Origin of the sequence: Sphingobacterium lumbrici, from assembly GCF_006476045.1 — a bacterium.
GTDB classification, from domain to species: Bacteria; Bacteroidota; Bacteroidia; order Sphingobacteriales; family Sphingobacteriaceae; genus Sphingobacterium; species Sphingobacterium lumbrici.
Genome location: NZ_SRZY01000007.1, coordinates 1 through 16,739 on the forward strand (window position 1 = coordinate 1; position 16,739 = coordinate 16,739).

Annotated in this window: 18 protein-coding genes and 1 pseudogene; 3 read left to right on the top strand and 16 right to left on the bottom strand. The window is 38.0% G+C overall.

The genetic code is table 11. The features are described from left to right. Nucleotides 1-131: 131 nt before the first annotated feature. From E4F24_RS01465 to lnu(I), 7 genes are all read right to left on the bottom strand, one after another. Nucleotides 132-620, bottom strand: coding sequence for a GyrI-like domain-containing protein (locus tag E4F24_RS01465; RefSeq protein ID WP_140936833.1), 489 nt, complete (start codon nt 618-620; stop codon nt 132-134). Continuing rightward, nucleotides 617-1,180, bottom strand: coding sequence for a pentapeptide repeat-containing protein (locus E4F24_RS01470; RefSeq protein WP_140936834.1), 564 nt, complete (start codon nt 1,178-1,180; stop codon nt 617-619). Before E4F24_RS01470 ends, E4F24_RS01465 begins: the two co-directional genes overlap by 4 nt. Nucleotides 1,181-1,386: 206 nt before the next feature. Next, nucleotides 1,387-1,938 carry an SRPBCC family protein gene (locus tag E4F24_RS01475; RefSeq protein ID WP_140936835.1) on the bottom strand — a complete coding sequence of 184 codons (552 nt, stop codon included), beginning with the start codon at nt 1,936-1,938 and terminating at the stop codon, nt 1,387-1,389. A gap of 4 nt (nt 1,939-1,942) precedes the next feature. Continuing rightward, on the bottom strand, nt 1,943-2,332 hold the full coding sequence (locus E4F24_RS01480) for a DoxX family protein (RefSeq protein ID WP_140936836.1): 390 nt from the start codon (nt 2,330-2,332) through the stop codon (nt 1,943-1,945). Nucleotides 2,333-2,394: 62 nt separating this feature from the next. Further along, on the bottom strand, nt 2,395-3,174 hold the full coding sequence (locus E4F24_RS01485) for a helix-turn-helix domain-containing protein (protein WP_216629111.1): 780 nt from the start codon (nt 3,172-3,174) through the stop codon (nt 2,395-2,397). 173 nt (nt 3,175-3,347) lie between these two features. After that, nucleotides 3,348-5,138, bottom strand: coding sequence for a GmrSD restriction endonuclease domain-containing protein (locus E4F24_RS01490; RefSeq protein WP_140936837.1), 1,791 nt, complete (start codon nt 5,136-5,138; stop codon nt 3,348-3,350). 191 nt (nt 5,139-5,329) lie between these two features. Next, nucleotides 5,330-6,100 (bottom strand): lincosamide nucleotidyltransferase Lnu(I), encoded by a 771-nt coding sequence (gene lnu(I), locus E4F24_RS01495; RefSeq protein WP_008992950.1) that lies wholly within the window; start codon nt 6,098-6,100, stop codon nt 5,330-5,332. A 315-nt stretch (nt 6,101-6,415) separates the two neighbouring features. Here lnu(I) and E4F24_RS01500 point away from each other — a divergent pair, with 315 nt between their 5' ends. Beyond that, on the top strand, nt 6,416-7,489 hold the full coding sequence (locus E4F24_RS01500; protein WP_140936838.1) for a tyrosine-type recombinase/integrase: 1,074 nt from the start codon (nt 6,416-6,418) through the stop codon (nt 7,487-7,489). Nucleotides 7,490-7,518: 29 nt separating this feature from the next. Here the strand turns inward: E4F24_RS01500 and E4F24_RS13980 are convergent, their stop codons facing one another. After that, the gene (locus E4F24_RS13980) at nt 7,519-7,731 is read right to left on the bottom strand and encodes a hypothetical protein (protein ID WP_235891128.1); all 213 of its coding nucleotides are present in this window, start codon (nt 7,729-7,731) and stop codon (nt 7,519-7,521) included. A 121-nt stretch (nt 7,732-7,852) separates the two neighbouring features. On the opposite strand from E4F24_RS13980, the gene E4F24_RS13985 reads away from it, so the two are divergent. Beyond that, entirely contained in the window at nt 7,853-8,017 is a 165-nt protein-coding gene (locus E4F24_RS13985; protein WP_235891129.1) for a hypothetical protein, read from the top strand. Nucleotides 8,018-8,114: 97 nt separating this feature from the next. Here the strand turns inward: E4F24_RS13985 and E4F24_RS01510 are convergent. The 3 genes and pseudogenes from E4F24_RS01510 to E4F24_RS14100 all read right to left on the bottom strand — a co-directional run. Next, a pseudogene (locus E4F24_RS01510) lies at nt 8,115-8,309 on the bottom strand (ATP-binding protein); the annotation flags it as partial. After that, nucleotides 8,213-8,662, bottom strand: a complete 450-nt coding sequence (locus E4F24_RS01515) for a hypothetical protein (RefSeq protein WP_140936839.1) — start codon at nt 8,660-8,662, stop codon at nt 8,213-8,215. The gene E4F24_RS01515 and the pseudogene E4F24_RS01510, both read right to left, overlap by 97 nt. A 13-nt stretch (nt 8,663-8,675) precedes the next feature. Further along, nucleotides 8,676-8,876, bottom strand: a complete 201-nt coding sequence (locus tag E4F24_RS14100) for an SH3 domain-containing protein (RefSeq protein WP_181182333.1) — start codon at nt 8,874-8,876, stop codon at nt 8,676-8,678. A 358-nt stretch (nt 8,877-9,234) separates the two neighbouring features. On the opposite strand from E4F24_RS14100, the gene E4F24_RS13990 reads away from it, so the two are divergent. Continuing rightward, nucleotides 9,235-9,495, top strand: coding sequence for a hypothetical protein (locus tag E4F24_RS13990; RefSeq protein ID WP_235891130.1), 261 nt, complete (start codon nt 9,235-9,237; stop codon nt 9,493-9,495). Between the two features lie 372 nt (nt 9,496-9,867). Here E4F24_RS13990 and E4F24_RS01530 read toward each other — a convergent pair whose 3' ends face one another. From E4F24_RS01530 to hemA, 5 genes are all read right to left on the bottom strand, one after another. After that, entirely contained in the window at nt 9,868-10,284 is a 417-nt protein-coding gene (locus E4F24_RS01530) for a hypothetical protein (protein ID WP_140936841.1), read from the bottom strand. A 237-nt stretch (nt 10,285-10,521) separates the two neighbouring features. Next, complete coding sequence (gene hemL / locus E4F24_RS01535; RefSeq protein ID WP_140936842.1) at nt 10,522-11,835, bottom strand: glutamate-1-semialdehyde 2,1-aminomutase; 1,314 nt, start codon at nt 11,833-11,835, stop codon at nt 10,522-10,524. A gap of 43 nt (nt 11,836-11,878) precedes the next feature. Then, entirely contained in the window at nt 11,879-12,850 is a 972-nt protein-coding gene (hemB, locus tag E4F24_RS01540) for a porphobilinogen synthase (protein ID WP_140936843.1), read from the bottom strand. A 61-nt stretch (nt 12,851-12,911) separates the two neighbouring features. Then, nucleotides 12,912-14,501: a hydroxymethylbilane synthase gene (hemC, locus tag E4F24_RS01545; RefSeq protein ID WP_140936844.1), complete on the bottom strand. Its 1,590-nt coding sequence runs from the start codon at nt 14,499-14,501 to the stop codon at nt 12,912-12,914. Between the two features lie 98 nt (nt 14,502-14,599). After that, nucleotides 14,600-15,841: a glutamyl-tRNA reductase gene (hemA, locus tag E4F24_RS01550; protein ID WP_140936845.1), complete on the bottom strand. Its 1,242-nt coding sequence runs from the start codon at nt 15,839-15,841 to the stop codon at nt 14,600-14,602. Between the last annotated feature and the right edge of the window lie 898 nt (nt 15,842-16,739).

Here is a 16,739-nt window from a genome sequence, read left to right on the forward strand (position 1 = left end):
GCCCTCCGGATTCTACGGTTTTGAACAGTAACTAAAAAACAAACCTCCCCAAAATCGCTCCTAAAGAGGTCGGTTTTATGATTTTGGAATCTTATTTTGAAAAAATAAGGGTTGTGCAACGGTTACCCATGTTAGTGGCTGGTGTTCTTCGGTCTTATCGGTATCCAAATTTCTTCTTCTGATGTCGGGTCGTTGTTTTTGTATTTGTCGCCCAACACTTCAAAATGCGGTCTGTCGTCCAAAACGTAGTCCGAACTTGGCAACCACGTTCCCAAAATGTATTGAAAAACTGAATTGTCTGTGCTTAAACCTTTATAGTCAAAAACCGCATAAAGTCCGCTTGGCAAAACAAAAGTTTCCATTTCGTTTGGCACGTTGTCAAAGTCTGCAACTTCAACTGTCGCCCACCTTTCAAATTCATTTGTCGGTTTGAAGTCCGCAAAATGTGTTGGTTTGTAAACAACCATTGAAATTAAATCACTCGCCAAATTGTTTGTGATTTCTTTTCGTCTTGGTGTAAAACTTCGCCATAATTCGCCAATTTTATAATTAGCAAAACTCATTGTTAGTCGCTTTCCGACTAATTTCTTTTCGTTTAATGTTTCAATTCTTGGTGTCATTTTTCTATATCAATATCATATTTGTCTAAAAGTCCTGAAACGCCCAAAATAGAAAATTTTGCTTTCTTAATTCGGTTAATTTCTGGGTCAATGGAATAATTGTAAGAAGTCCGAAAGTCCGCTTTTTCAAGTGTTGTGTGGTCGAAAACGGCTTGTGTCAGATTACAGTTGTCAAATACGGCACTTGTCAGGTCAGTTTCTGCAAAGTCAGTTTCTTGTAACTGCGAATTTTTGAAAATGGTCTTTTTGATTTTTGTCTTAAAGAACGAAGAATGGTTAAGTTGGCAACCGTCAAACGAAAAGGAAAGTCCAAACTCGTTACAAGTGTCAAACCGAAGTCCCAACATTTTGCAGTCTTTGAATTTTACGTCCCGAAACGCTGTCTTGTTGAGTTTTGCCAAACTGAAATTACAACCGTTGAATGTGCAGTCAATAAACTTAAATTCTGAAAGGTCGGTGTCGGCAAAGTTGCAACTATTGAAAATGCAGTTTTCGTATTCGCCTTTTGTCAGCAAGTCGTTTTTGTCAAAAGTTTTGTCTTGTATGTATGTTTCCTGCATTTGTCTGTTCTGTCATTTGGAACGGTGTCTTGTTACACTTGCCACTAACGGTTCGCGGCTTGGTGTAGTGGGGCTTTTCAGCACAACACTTGATACGAAGCGCACAGTTCAAATTTAGCACAAATTATCATACGAAGAACGTCCACCCCATAACGCCAAACCGCTGATAGCAGCAGGGCTTTTAGGGCATTTTTCTTCTTACCATTTTATACAGTTTCTTCAATAATTGTCTTGATATTTCTTAATGTTTTTTGTTGTGCCTTTATGATAAAACTTCTGCCGAATAGGTACGATGGAAGGTTAATTGGAAATTTAGCGTAGGCGCAAAAAGTGCAAGTATAATACGTTTGGTTTATTCCTTTTTCAACAAAGTTGTTAATGAGTTTACAAGTGGCTGGCATTGGCTTTATAAGTCGTAATTCAACTTCAATATTATTTTCGTCCATTCTTTTTATTTCCTGTTCGCCCATACCCACATTTTTATTCTTGTCTTCGTTATGACTTTCCCATTTGAATACAGCACCAACCGTTGCGTCTGTTCCAACAATTGTTGGTTGAAGATTTGGGTCGGCTTTTAACCATTCGCTGTATTGAGTTTGATTGTTGAACAAGCTCATATAGTCATAAACAGTTTTCTTTGGCTTATTGATGGTTTCGGATACTGTTACAGAATAGTGCTTTGGAAGAATTAATGCCACCATTAAGAGTAACAGCACAATAGCTGCAACAATGCTTAAAATTATAAATACAACACTCATACTATTATTGTTTAAAAGGAATAACCGTTTGAACTTTTTTGTCCCGCAACCCAATTGCAATCCAAACTAATATTGCAAAAAGAACAGGTGAAAGCAAAATCGAAGGAGCATCACCGTGAATAATGTGCGTGGCAACAGCTCCGCCAAACCACGCAGTAAGTATTACAGCACCAAGTATTGATGTTTTGGGTATCACATAACAAATAACTCCCATGAGCAACACAATCGCTAACGGCAAAAGAGAACTTTCAGAATATCCCAACTCTTTCGCATTTGTTAATGCAGTTTCTGTTTTCACTATGTTGTTTACCGCTCCCATAAAAAGGAACAACGCCACAATTCCTTGAAGTACGTAAGACGACCATAACCTAACTTTTGAAATCTTATTTTCCATAATCTTTTTTCTGCAAAAGTATTTGTTGCAATGCTATCAGTCTTGTAAAAAATCATTGATTTTTACTTTGCAGATTGTTTTAAGAACTCAGTTGGGGTTTGCCCTGTGAATAATTTAAAGTCTTTTGTAAAATGTGCTTGGTCATAATAGTCCGCCTCAAATGCTGTTTGTGCAAGACTTCTGTTGTTTAAGCTGCCGATTATTGAGTTCATACGGACTATGTAACAAAACTGTTTGGGTGAAGCTCCCGTTGCTCTCCTAAATCTTTTTTCAAAGGCATCAAGACTTATAAAATGGTTGGTAGCCAAATCTTTGACTTTTAGTAAGCCGTTATATTCCTTAATTACTCGAACTGCATTGGCAATAAGTGGGTCTTGCTTGTAGTCGCAAAGTTTTTCTAACAAAAAACTTTCTATTATATGTATTCTCTGTTCATTTGATTTTGCTTCACACAATCCATCTTCTAACGCATTTAATGTTTTAAAATTGGAAAATTCATTAAGCGACAACACTTCGCCAAACGTATTGTGAAGCGGTTCTTTAAAAAATGCGGCTGCTCCTTCGGTATTGAATATTACCAATAAATTTCCGGTATTGGTATCGTCTTTCATTAGTTGGATTGATTTTCTTAACCCTGCAACTACTGCAAAAGGAAGAGAGTTTTCAACGTCAGTTAGATATTTAGTTGTCCCTTTGTATCTGAACCCGAAGGTAAGCGAAGTGTCGGGCAACATACTATTAACAATAGTTTCATCACAGTTCACTATCATATAGCACTTTACAAAAGGTTTTAGCTTTTCTGTTGGTATGAATGTTTCAAGTATCATTTCTGTTTCTGTCAAATGGGCTGTCGTTTAGCCTTGCTGCTAACGGTTTTCGGCTTGGCGATGTGGCGGATTATTAGCACAAAAGTTCAATAGAATTACTGCCGTTGAACCTTGCACAAACGTATCATAGTAGCACTTCAGCCGCCATATTGCCAAACCGATGTTATGTGTTCGCCCTTCTTGTCGCATTATAGTGAGTTGTAATATTCTTTGATTTTTTGAGCCATTAATTTTCGTCTTAAAGTCAAGAAGTCTTGATAGTCGTCTATACTCATTTCCATAATTTCTGCTGGCACACAATTCATTTTCAGATTGTCTAAAAGTTCTTGTTCGCTCGAAAGTCCGCTTACTAATTTATTGTTGTCAACAATTTGAGTTTTAATAAGTTCAAAGTAGTCTTTTGGTGGCTTGTTTCCAACTTTGATGTTTACTTCCGATTGCATATAAACATAGTTTGCAATTTGGTTGTATTTACTTCTGTCAAGTCCGTTTTTGCTTAAATAATCTTTTGGAAATAAATGATGAATGTCGCCACGCAACGAAATTAAATCGCCAACTAAAACATCTTTTGATAAAAATCCTCTGTCGTTTGCTTTTACTTGTGAAGCCAAAAACACGTGAAAATAAGGGCTACTCGCAACGGAAGTGTCTAAACTTTGCGGTAAAGACGCGTTCCAAAATGCGTCTGAAAGTTCTCCATCTTCTTTTTCTTTTAAATATTCGGCAAATGGTTTTTGAGATATTTGTTTGATGTCAAAATCAAATGTACTTTCAGGTGAACCTGAATATCGTCCTGTCAAAATTGAATAAACCAACCATTTTCTAACGTAACTTTCAATGGAAACGGAATTAACGCCAAGTTCTTTAAGTTTTAAGTAAACGATATACGCAAAATTTAAAGCGTTTTGAGAACGGATAAGTTTAGGAGAAATAAATCCCGCGGATTTTACAATCATTAAAAACCTTTTAAAATTGGTTTCGTTGATGAAATTATAAACTCCGTTTTTCAGTTTTAAGAAAGATTGCTCTGCAATTTCTGTTTCGTAACTTCTTGATTCAAAATTTCTACCCGAAAGCAAACTTACCAAATCGGAAAGTCGTCCTCTGTTGAATTGTGATGTAAATGCAACACGGATTAAATCGTTGTAACTTGGGTCGTATAAATCTTCGTTTTCAGTTTTAAGCCACGACATTTTTTGAAAAAAATCAGATTTTGCAAAATCTTTGTCGTTATCTACAATTTGTTTGTAAAAATCTGGTGCAATGGCTAAATGACAGAAATAATCAATGGCTTTTCTCAATTCGTTTCCGCCATTTTCTGTATCAGAAGCAATTTTGCTCATTGCAAAATCTGCCTGACTTAATACAACTCCTTTTGAGTTTATTCTGATAAATATTTCTGTAACTGTTTCAATATCCAATTCAGGTGCAAGTTCAATCATTCCGATTGGCTTTTTCACGATGCTGATTAATCTTGAAAATGAGTTTTCAATTAAATCTTCGTCAATTTCAGGATTAAGAACCAAATAATCTCTAACCAATTTCAGCAAACTGATTTTTCCCGAAAAGGCGTCTGTAATGTCGTGAAGCCAAACTTTGTCTTTTAAAATTGCAGGGTTTTGCACTTCAAAACGTTCTTCAATAGGGTTGAAGGCAATTTTGATTTTTATTCGTTGGTAATTTTTGTTGATGACGTATTGTCCGAGAATTGCAGCGGTCAAAGCTGTTACACGTTGTTGTCCGTCAATCAAAACTTTTTTGCCTTCGCTTAAACTTCCGTCTTTCAGTTTTACGTTCGGGTTTCTCCAAGCGATTACGTAACCAATTGGATAACCTTGATACAAACTGTCCATTAAGTCACGAACTTTTGAACTGTCCCAAACAAAAGGTCTTTGAATTTCTGGAATTGCGATTTCGCCCGAATTTACCCAAGCTAAAATTGTTTCGATTAAATGTTGGTTTACTGAATATTTCTGCATTTGTTTTTTTGTCGTTCGTTTCTATTTAGCGCGGTCGTTCATAGGGTGACACATAACGGTCAAGTATAAGCGTAGTGCGGGATTTCGGAGCAATTCACTGTCCGCCCACCACAAAGTTTCTTAAGAGCAAAAATGCTCAAATTTAGCAGTTCAGCCCGCATTACGCTTATACAATGTTGGCGGTAGTTTTTTTATTCAATTCTCCTTAATACCCCCTTTAATTTTGCTTCAACTCCAAGATTATCAAAAAGTTTTTCAGTCAATGTTAATGTCTTCTTGAAAGCTGTTTTAATATCTGTCGGATCTAATTCTGATGTTGTCTCCTGAAATAACGAATACCAATCTGGGTCTATGTCTTTTTCCAAGCTTTTTGTTGGACTTTCCCAATGTTTGGTTTGGTATGTTTCAATTCTTATTAACCAAAGTAAATATTTTTGAACATTTGATAAGCTTTGGTAAGCGTGAGCAAATTCCTGTCGTTTAATTAAGTTGCTTGTTGTAAGTAAAACATTCAACAATGATTGGCTCAACCACAGGATATTTTCATTTGTTGTTCGATCAGGTACTTTAGTTTTTATTTCTTTGAGCGTGTTAGTCAATAAATCTTCTTTATCTACTAAAATCATCTTGTCAAAGTCGCTAAACTCTACCAAACCGTCCCACGATTTGATAACTTCCATTTGGTCGTTTGTCAAAAAATGAAACTCCCCCCTTATCATATTTTCAAAAATGGCAACTTCACTTCCATACTCGTTGGTAAAATATAATGCCAAAGGATGAATTTGGCTTACCCAATTTTCAGCGGAAAAATTTTCTTTATCCTTCAAGAAGATGTAGAATTCAATATCTGAATATTTGTCCCCTTCATTTTTGGTAAATGACCCGTACATAAATACGGCAGAAATATTTTTATCATTTTGAGCTATTGACTTTGTTTTGTCAATCATTTGTAACTGTGTCATTTTCTAATTTTTTAATATTAACAATCGCCCTTTCTACTTTGCGTATTAAAGGATATTTCAATTCTTATTCTATCTTACAGTTACTTATAGCTTCATTTTCTTGAATGTTTTTCGTTGTTAATTGTTTCTTCAAATTACCGCCAACTCTCAAATATACGCAATAATCTTCTTTACACAAAAAAACCAATAATTCTCTGTTTTGCCATAAATATTTGTTTGTAAGGGGCTTCACTTTATGGTTGTGCCATTTTATCCATTGCGCATTTTGTATAACTTTCTTAGATTTGCTTTATTAGGTAATACAAAATGCGCAGTATGAAAGCTATTGATTTTTCCGGTTTTGCTTTCCGGGAAGGTAGGCATAATGATTCGGCGGTCATTTGGGTGGATTTCAAATACGACCGGGCAAAGATTGATTTGGTCAAATCGCTGAAAGGCAGGTGGAGCAGGTCTAAGAAGTGCTGGTATGTGCCGGACAATACCCATTTCCGGACACTATTTGGGATGGAGATCCCACCGGTTGGCAAAGGGGTATTGTCCAAATTGTCGCCCGTGAATGCACGGGAGTTGCAACGCATGAAAGAGGTGTTGCAGATGAAAGCCTACAGCCCGTCCACCATAAAGACCTACATGGTCGAATTTGCACAGTTACTGTATGTGGTGAAAGACGTGCCCATTGATTCGCTGGGCTACGACCGTCTCCGTGCTTACATCCTTTATTGCATCAATACATTGAAGATTTCGGAAAGTCAACTGCACAGCAGGCTCAACGCCATCAAATTCTATTTTGAACAGGTGCTCCATAAACCGGATTTCTTTGCCGAAATCCCACGTCCAAAGAAGCCGTCCACTTTGCCAAAGGTGTTGAGTCAAAAGGAAGTAAAACGGATATTCGACGCAGTAGGAAACCAGAAGCATTTACTGATGTTGCAACTGTGCTACGGAATGGGACTGCGGGTAAGTGAGGTTGTCAATCTGAAAGTGAGCGACATCGACAGTGGACGGATGCAGGTACTCATCGAAGCGGGCAAGGGAAAGAAAGACCGGTATGTACCGCTACCTACCGCAGTGCTGGATTTGCTGCGGGAGTATTATAAAGCGTATCGCCCCAAGACTTATCTTTTTGAAGGTCAGTACGGAGGGCGGTATTCCGTCCGCAGTGTTCAAGCTGTGTTTAAGAATGCGATGAAGGCTGCAAAGGTAAACAGGCCGATAGGGATACACGGTTTGCGGCATAGTTACGCCACACATTTACTGGAATACGGCACGGACATGTCATTCATACAGCAGCTACTTGGTCACAATGACATTAAGACCACGATGCTTTATGCAAAAGTCGGCAACGCGCAACTGAATGCAATCAAAAGTCCGTTGGACAGGATTTTGTGACTACAGATTTAAGGATTATCACAATGGGATTAAATTACTTTAAAAGCAGAAAGCGCTTCGGTTTTTCCCCACATCCGTTTGATGTTGGCAACATACTTGGTTTGAAGAGGGGGTATGGCAACAACCATTTCCTGCTCAAAATCTACGGATTGGAAAAAGCCGATTTCGAAACCTATTACACCTACCACCTTGATTACTTCTTGTCCACGAAGCAGGGTTCCGCAAAAGATTTCCTTGCCCATGTGTGGTATATCGTGCAGAAACAGATTGAGCATTTTGAACGAAAAAAACCGTTTTCATCCGAGCATCCCCGGCATGTGTCGAACATTGAAAAGCTCACCCGAGTTCCAGTAGTACATCGCCATGCGTGACAAATGGAACATCCGGCCTAACGATGTGCTGCTGAAAGAAAAAGATGAAAAAATAGATAAACTTGAAGCCTGTATCGGGCAACTCGAAGAACCGCTTAAAACGCATTCGAAATACGGGGTTTCACAGAAAGTGTACGTGGCGGGTATTTCAGAGTAATGGTGCCATTGATTTCGGTCAAACCGTGCCACTTAAAAGATTGCATATTCCAGGGATGTTGACCCCATTCCGGGGATACTGACCCCCTGATTTTGGTTCAAGGGTTGTCAATTACCAATGACCTGACAATATTACCTTTTTTTCTTAGACTTTCTCCTTTCAGGTCAATCCGGTGTGAGGAGTTTACGATTCGATCTAAAATGGCATCAGCAATAGTTCCTTCGCCGCCGATGATTTCATACCATGCCGACACAGGTATTTGTGATGATATGATTGTCGATCTTTTACTATGCCAATGATTTGATAAATTTTCGGATTTTTAAATCGCAAAATGGTAGAAGCCATCGCAAGTCTAACACCTTTCTGTTTGTTGCTTAAAAGCCGAAGTAGAATGTCGTTTGTCAATTCGTAGTTAAGTTGTGTATCGTCTTTGCTAATTTGATTTATCAGTTTTAATGTTTCTATGTCTAACAAAGCGTATCTGCTAACTTTCCAGAGAACAATTTCGTTGACTATGTTTTGGTCAAAGTCAGAATTTAAGTTATCAAGTTTTGCTGTTAGTTCATCTTGATAATTGTATGTAACATTTTGTCTGTCTTCTGCTGTTGGTTTTATGTCGTTAATAGTTCGTATACGAATTTGCAATTAAATGTCATTGTTATTTCTCTATGTAGTTGCCAAAAGAAAAACCTGTTGTGCCTTGATATTCTACTTTATACCAATAACCACTTTTCCCATTTATGTAGTCGTGTTCAACGTCTGTTTCAAGAACTGTCAGTTTTGCTTGGTAAGGTGCGGTTATCAGTAAATTTCCGTTTTTATTCGGTTGGTCTCTTATTGAACGTCCGGTTACTAACATTTCTTCTGGAGTCAGCACCACCTCGTCCGCAGTGATTACAAGATGCCATAATTGTAAATTTTTAATTTGTCGTTTATAGTTATGTGGTGTCGTCCCAAACTTGCTACCAACGTACCTTTTTACTGCAACGGTATATCGCCAATCATTCTCTATATCCGAATTGCGTCAACGGCTATGGTAAAAATAGTAAAAACCTATAAACTAGCAAGATATATCTTATTTTTTTAAAAGAAAGCGAAACAAAATCTGATTTTATTTATTTTATGGAGTATGGATAGCGAAAGAATTGTTACAGTATTTGTAGAGCGTATGCGTTTGCAGCGCTACACACCTAGTACGATCAGATCTTACAAGGAATATGCACAGGTATTTTTTACACACTACGGGTCAATACGATAAGCAGGCGCAAATACCCATTGAAAGTATAGAAGCATTTATCAATAAGAAAGTTGTGAACGAACAAATCAGTTCTTCCTGCCAGCAGTCGCTGGTAGGGGCGATCAAGAAGTTATATTTATTACAGCTTGATCAGTCGCTCAGACTTGATTACCTTTTGCCTAAACGTAGTGAAACAAGTTACCTAAATTCTTCTCCAAAGAAGAGGTGCGATGTATATTAGATGGTATGAATAATCTTAAGCATAGAGCAATATTGATGACAATCTATAGCTGTGGACTACGGCTTAGTGAATTGTTAAATCTGAAGATTAACGGATGTAGGGTCTTCAGATCAGATTATAAGAATCAGTTGCAATTCCAAAGTTAATGTAGGCGGTACAACCATCTACGTATGGACTGTTCCCGAGCGGGAAACAAAATAATCCTAAAGTCTTCTAAAAAGACTTTTTTACGTCATTTCGAACGAAACGTAATGGAGTTGAGAAATCTAAAAACTTCAAAAATGTAGATTTGTTCACAGCGAGCTCGTAAGCTCGGTTCTCCATTTCGCTTCGCTTCAGTCGAAATGACTGATATTTTTAGTTTCGTGTATATTAATTTACAACTACCCCTTCGCTAATAGAAACTTTTATACGCATTGCCTCCGGGCGTATAGGCGTCAGCCTTCTGTCTTCCGCATATACTGTAACCTCACCAGGGTTAGCAGCATAGTTTGCCGAAAAATGATAATTCTCAATAGTAGCAGGTACTATTTCATAGAAATCAGCTCGGTGATCATAACTTATCGCCACATTTACAACTCCTTCCTCCACGATAAGAGACGTAAGTTGTGGTATGGATAATGTGATTTGGTAAGTATTGGAGCCAGTTTCTCTCGACCAATCATTAGGAACTACATCAAAAAGGTAAGTTTTTGTAGGAGCTACATCATAATATTCTTCTTTAGTACACGAATTAAATGAAAGTAAAGAAACACTACCTATGGCAAGGGCGAGTAATATTTTTTTCATGGGATCGATTGTTAAGTTAGTAAAATATGTTTTTTAATAATTTTAAGACCTGATAAAATGTTATTGGTTTAATCTTAGCAAATATATTGCCATAAAAACCTGCGTGACGTTTGGATAACGCTGACAGCCATAGAGGTTCTTGAGGGCTAATGAACCGAGTGTAACGAGCTCATTGGTGCCTTTAAAAATACAAAGGTATCAATAACACAGAAGGAAGTCCATTGATCTTATTTGTGGTTATGCGAATACAACTTCTAATGCTTCTTGAATAGCAATATGTGTAGCCTCTAGATCCTCGTATGTATGTGCTGCAGAAATAAAACCAACTTCATAACCAGAAGGACCGAAATATATACCTCGGTTTAATAATTCGCGGTGCATTACTTTATATTTTTCCATAGATGAAGGATCAATCTGATCAGCACGCTGAATTTTTTCATCTTGAGAAAAAGCAAACCAAAAGATAGAGCCGACTGTGAAGATGGATACAGGGTGATTTTTTTTGGTTATGAAATCACGGATGCGTTTGACAAAAGTTAGCGTTGTTTCTTCCAGTTTTTCATAGAATCCGGGTTGAGATAAGATAGAAAGTGTTGCGATCCCAGCGGCCATGGCAACAGGATTGCCAGACAATGTACCAGCTTGATAAACACCTCCATCCGGAGAGATATGTCCCATGATCTCTTTAGATGCTCCATAAGCACCTACCGGCATTCCACCGCCAATAATTTTACCGTAAGTCAAAATGTCGGGCTGGATATCATAATACCGTGCCGCACCTTCAAAGCCCAGGCGAAAGCCCGTGATGACTTCATCAAAAATCAGCAACGAACCGTTGGAAGTAGTGATATCCCTTAAATACTCTATATATGCTTTATCCTGAATAAGGAGTCCGTTATTTGCAGGTACACCCTCGATAATTACTGCGGCGATCTGGTCTTCAAAATCTGAAAATACTTTATCCAAAGCAGCTTTATCATTTAATGCGATAACGATTGTTTCATCGGCAAAAGCCTTCGGAACACCCGCAGAAGATGTTTCTCCAAATGTCACTAATCCGGATCCGGCTTTTACCAATAAGGAATCAGAATGTCCATGGTAGCAGCCTTCAAATTTGACGATTTTGTCCCGTTTGGTATATCCACGCGCGAGACGAATGGCAGACATGACCGCTTCCGTACCAGAGCTGACGAAGCGAATTTTTTCGATATATCGATTATTCGATATAATTAGATCGGCTAATGAATTCTCCAGTTGAGTTGGTGCGCCAAAGCTTAATCCTTTATTCAGTTGAGCTGAGACAGCTTCGCGGATTTCAGTATTATTGTGTCCCAAAATTAACGGTCCCCATGAGCAGCAGTAGTCTATAAATTCATTGCCATCGGCATCCCATAAATGCGCCTTATCGCCACGTTCGATAAAGAGCGGTGTGCCATAGACAGATTTAAATGCACGAACTGGAGAATTGACACCTCCGGGAAAATAATTTTTAGCCTTTTCAAATAGTTCTGCTGATTTTGTACGTGAAATATCCGGTACTTGACTTGTCATAGCTGTTTTTTTCTGAAAGTAATTGTTTTGTTAATTCAATGTGTTATCTCAACCAACCTTTTTCTAATACTTCTTTCGCATGATAAGTGAGAATTGAAGTAGCTCCGGCGCGGCGGAAGCTTAGCAAAGTTTCAAGAATTGCACTTTCTTGTAACCACCCATTTTGAATAGCAGCTTTGATCATGGCATACTCTCCCGATACATTATAAGCTGCGATAGGAAGATCAAAATTGTCGTGTAATAACTTAATGATATCCAAATAAGGCAGACCAGGTTTTACCATTAAAAAATCTGCTCCTTCTTCTACATCCAGTTGTGCCTCAATCAATGCTTCACGCGCATTTGCCGGATTCATTTGATATGTTTTTTTATCCCCTTTTTTGGGAGCAGAACCTAATGCGTCACGGAAAGGTCCGTAAAATGATGAAGCATATTTTGCGGTATAAGACATCAGTGAGACATGGGTAAAACCATTTTCGTCCAGTACGTTTCGGATGTAGCCGATACGTCCGTCCATCATATCTGAGGGGGCGATGATATCAGCACCCGCTTGAGCGTGAGCCAATGCCATTTTACCTAATACAACGAGGGTTTCATCGTTTAATATCTCACCGTTTTCAACAATACCATCGTGTCCGTCTGAACTATATGGATCCATAGCGACATCAGTAAGGATACAGGCTTCCGGGAAATACTTTTTTACAGCCGCTATAGCTCTCAGGTAAAGGGTTCCTTCGCGGTAGCTTTCGGTAGCAAATTTATCCTTTAACGATTCTTCAACTGCCGGGAATATATCGAAAGCATTTAATCCTAATTTCAGACAACTTTCAATTTCACGAAGCAAATTATCAACAGAATGACGATATATCCCTGGCATTGATGATACTTCTGTTTTCTGATTTTCACCTTCAACAATGAAGAGTGGGAAAATCAAATTTGAAGGTAATAAATGTGTCTCCTGAATCATGTCACGGATGACAGCAGATTTTCTATTTCTTCTTGGACGTTGTAACATATTATTAGTATTTAGATTAAAGAACAAGGATGAAAGACAAAAAAGTCCTTAACCTTTGTTCCTATTCGTAGTCCAAACCAAATACGGCTTCGGCAAGACCAATTTCATCCGGTGTATAGGGAAGGGTGTACTTTAACCCCATTTTTTCAATAGCCGCCGCCGTAGAGTATCCGATACAAATGATTTTTTGACCAGGATCTACTAAATTCTCCTGAAAATAAGCATCGACATTGCTTGGGCTTGTAAATATCAGTACATCGGCATTTGATTTATTTACATTTTCGGCAAGCACAGTTTCGTAAATAGGAACGTCAATTACTTTTGTGTTTTCTGTGATTTCTTTTTGGATAGTTTGCAATGATCCCTCAGCACGTGGTATCAACACCGTTTGGCCGTCGACCAATTTTGCAAATGCTTTGGCAATGTTTTCCGTTTTGATACCCAAATTATCACCCGAGAAATCAGCTATACGATCGTATTTGCGTAAGGCATCTTCTGATCCTCTGCCCAAAACAGCAATTTTAGTTTTCTTTAACAGGATAGGTTCTAATTTGAAGAAATGATCGATAGCATTTTTACTATTGAAGAAAATCCAATCGGCTCTTTTTAATATGAAAGAGTCCAATTTGTTGATGGTCGGATAAATTTTAATAAGGGAGCGGTCATCAATTGAAATATTGTGCTTTTTGAGTGCCCTCGCCAGATAAGAGTTTTCATCCAGATCTCTTGTAATGAATACGCTGGAAGGGAGCTTTCTGTCCTTTTTGAATTTTGAAAAAATAAGTTCAGCCAAACCTTCCGTAGTATCGGATTGTACAAAAAAGCGATCTGGAAAGTCTTCATTATCGTCTGCAATAGATGTCCAGGTCTCGTATTTGCCGTCATGTTGTCGACAGTAACAGCCCAATGGAGCATGACAACCGGCATCAAATAAATTCAATACTTTACGCTCTACAGCGATGATCTCAGCAACTTCTTTATTGTTTATTTTTTGAAGAATATCAAATAAATCCTGATCCGTTTCGCGAATTTGAATGGCGAGAACCCCTTGTGCAGGAGCGGGGATAATTTCAACAGGAGAGATCTCTTCAATATGGAAATCAGAAAGATCCATTTCGATACGTGCTACACCTGCTTTGGCTAATACAATCGCATCGTATTTTTCATCACGTAGCTTTTGAATACGTGTTTGTAAATTGCCTCTAAGATCAGTAAATTCTAAATCGGGACGTAATGATAGCAGTTGAGCCTTACGGCGATTGGAAGATGTTCCAACGCTTGCATTATGTTTGAGCGAAAGTCGTTTTTTCAGATCTACGCAGTCTTTGTGAATGATTAAAAGTTCTGAAGCATCCTCTCGTTCGGATACTGCGGCAATGAGGAGTCCGGGAGGGTTTACTGTAGGTAAATCCTTATATGAATGAACAGCAAGGTCGATCTGAGAATTTAGTAGCTCCTCTTCGAGTTCTTTGGTGAAGAATCCTTTGCCTTCCAATTTGTCCAATCTGAGGTGTTGGATAATATCGCCTTGCGTTTTAATAATTTTTAATTCAGCTTCGATCCCGATTTCTGCTAATCTATCTTTTACGAAGTTGGCTTGCCATAATGCAAGTTGGCTACCCCGTGTGCCAATTATTAATTTTCTATTCACAATGAAAGATTTTGGTAAGATATTCTGTATGACCAGTAAAAGTCAAATTTATATCCAAATGAAACTACACTTGCAAAGTTAACTAAATGGAAGGATATTTAGTTGTTTTCAGCTTCGTTGTTTTTTACTAGAATTTCTTTAGCCATCACCATAGGAACTTTGATGTATTTTTTTTCCATGTAGTTGATTACTTTTTCCAGAACTTCACGAGCTTGAGGGTCTAAATTGCGCAGGTCGTGGGCGAATACTTCGTTCAGCGCAGTAGCACGTATTTCTTTAATTTTATCCGGAACTTGACGCATAGCCACTTCTACACGACGTTGTTTGATAAGGGGAAGAAATTCTTTAATATTCTCACAGATGATTTTATCCGCACTTTCCAATTCGTTGTAGCGCTCTTGGATGTTTTTCTCTGCGATAGCTTGAAGGCTACTTACTTCAATGTAATGAATAGGGTAGTTGACCAATACATCGGCGTCCAGATCATTTGGAATAGCCAGATCAACGATGACTTTTTTGTCAGTTTCACCATTCAAAATAGATTGATATAGTTCGCTGTTGATGATTGCCTCAGGAGCACCTGTACAGGTAATCATAACATCAAATCCCTTCTTGTAGTTTTTTAATTCAGAAAGAGGATAAACTTCGGCATTTAATTCTTTCGCCAACGCATTTGCATTTGCTACCGTACGGTTAAATACGACAAAATTAGAATGCTTATGTTTTTTAAGGTATTTAGCTAAATTCTGGTTTGTTTCTCCCGAGCCAATAACGAGGATGCGTGGGTTTTCAGGTAATTTCGTTTCTTTTAATTTACGATAGGCTAAAGAAACAACAGAAATCGGATTTCGGGAAATATTGGTAAACGTGTAGACTTCTTTCGCTGTCTTTACCAGGCGATCCATCATTAAACGTAGAAAGTCGCCCGTAAATCCAGAGTCCCGGCATTTTTCATACGCTCTTCGTACCTGTGCCAAAATTTCTTTTTCTCCAACAACCAGGCTTTCCAAGGAGCACGACATTCTGAACAAGTGATTCAATGCTTCTATGCCAGAATAGCGGTTTACCTGACCTAAATAGCAATGTAGTCGTTCAGAGGGAACGCAAAAGTTCATTTTGTCCATAAAATTAGCGATAAAATCATCGGTTAATTCATGAGCGCCATAAAAAACAAATTCAACACGATTGCATGTAGCAATATAGAAAATCTCAGGGATATCTAAATTGTTCTTTAGACTAATCAATCTGGAATCTAACTCTTCGTTACAAATTACCAAATTGCCTAGATCTTTTAGGTCAACATGTCGGTGCGTAAATGCTATTACTTTTAAATTCTTCAATGCTTTTTCTTTCTAGCCCCAAATCTTTGATGCAAATGTAGAGCAAAAGCAGGGTTATAATGTCAAAAATCTGTCAAACCAATCAATTTAGAATGTTTTTAAATAGTGTTAAATTATTGTTAATATATTGATGTTCAGTTTGTTTAAAAATTTTTCATTCTTAGATGTGATGACAATCATTTATTTGGCCCCAAAAAAATAATCAACCGCATAAAAACCTTCGTGATATGGTCGTGTCAACAGCAACACTGAATGTGTTATGAAGGTTTTGGATAGGCATAAATATGACCAATATTGAATACAGCCTCACAAAAAAATAGTATCAGACTATGTTAAAATAAATATGATTTTGCTTTTTGTAAAAGCAAAATTCAACAATGTATATCTTAAACAAAGGATTATTTTAATCATCTTTTTTGCCCTCATCGGCGGGCGGCTCTCCTTCTTTTGCTTGGCCAAAAGAAGCAAAACCCAAGACTGGGTCAATGTACGCTAAAAGCTTTTGGATTCACTAAACATCTCCAAGCCGTTTCACTTCGAGGATCTGTTCTTAACGCAAATCCAAAAGCTTTCTTAACGCTACATCGACCTAGGTCGTCCTTTCTAGCTTCAGCTGAAGTATAAAATAATATTTAAGGATAAAGCACTATCCTTTCATACCCGACAAATGTCGCCTTGGCGGGTCGACAATTGCAGGAATTGTGAACCGTCTTGTCGAGCCGGTACAGCGACGCGCTCCTGCCTGCCGGCAGGCAGGTTTGTACACTTTTGGCAAGACAAAAGTGTAGACCCGTCGCGGGCTAAGCGACAAAAGAAATTTGATAAAGAAAACCTTCCTTTAACCTTAACAACCTCTCCCAAAAACTTGGCTAACCACTATAGCGTGAGACAAAAAAAT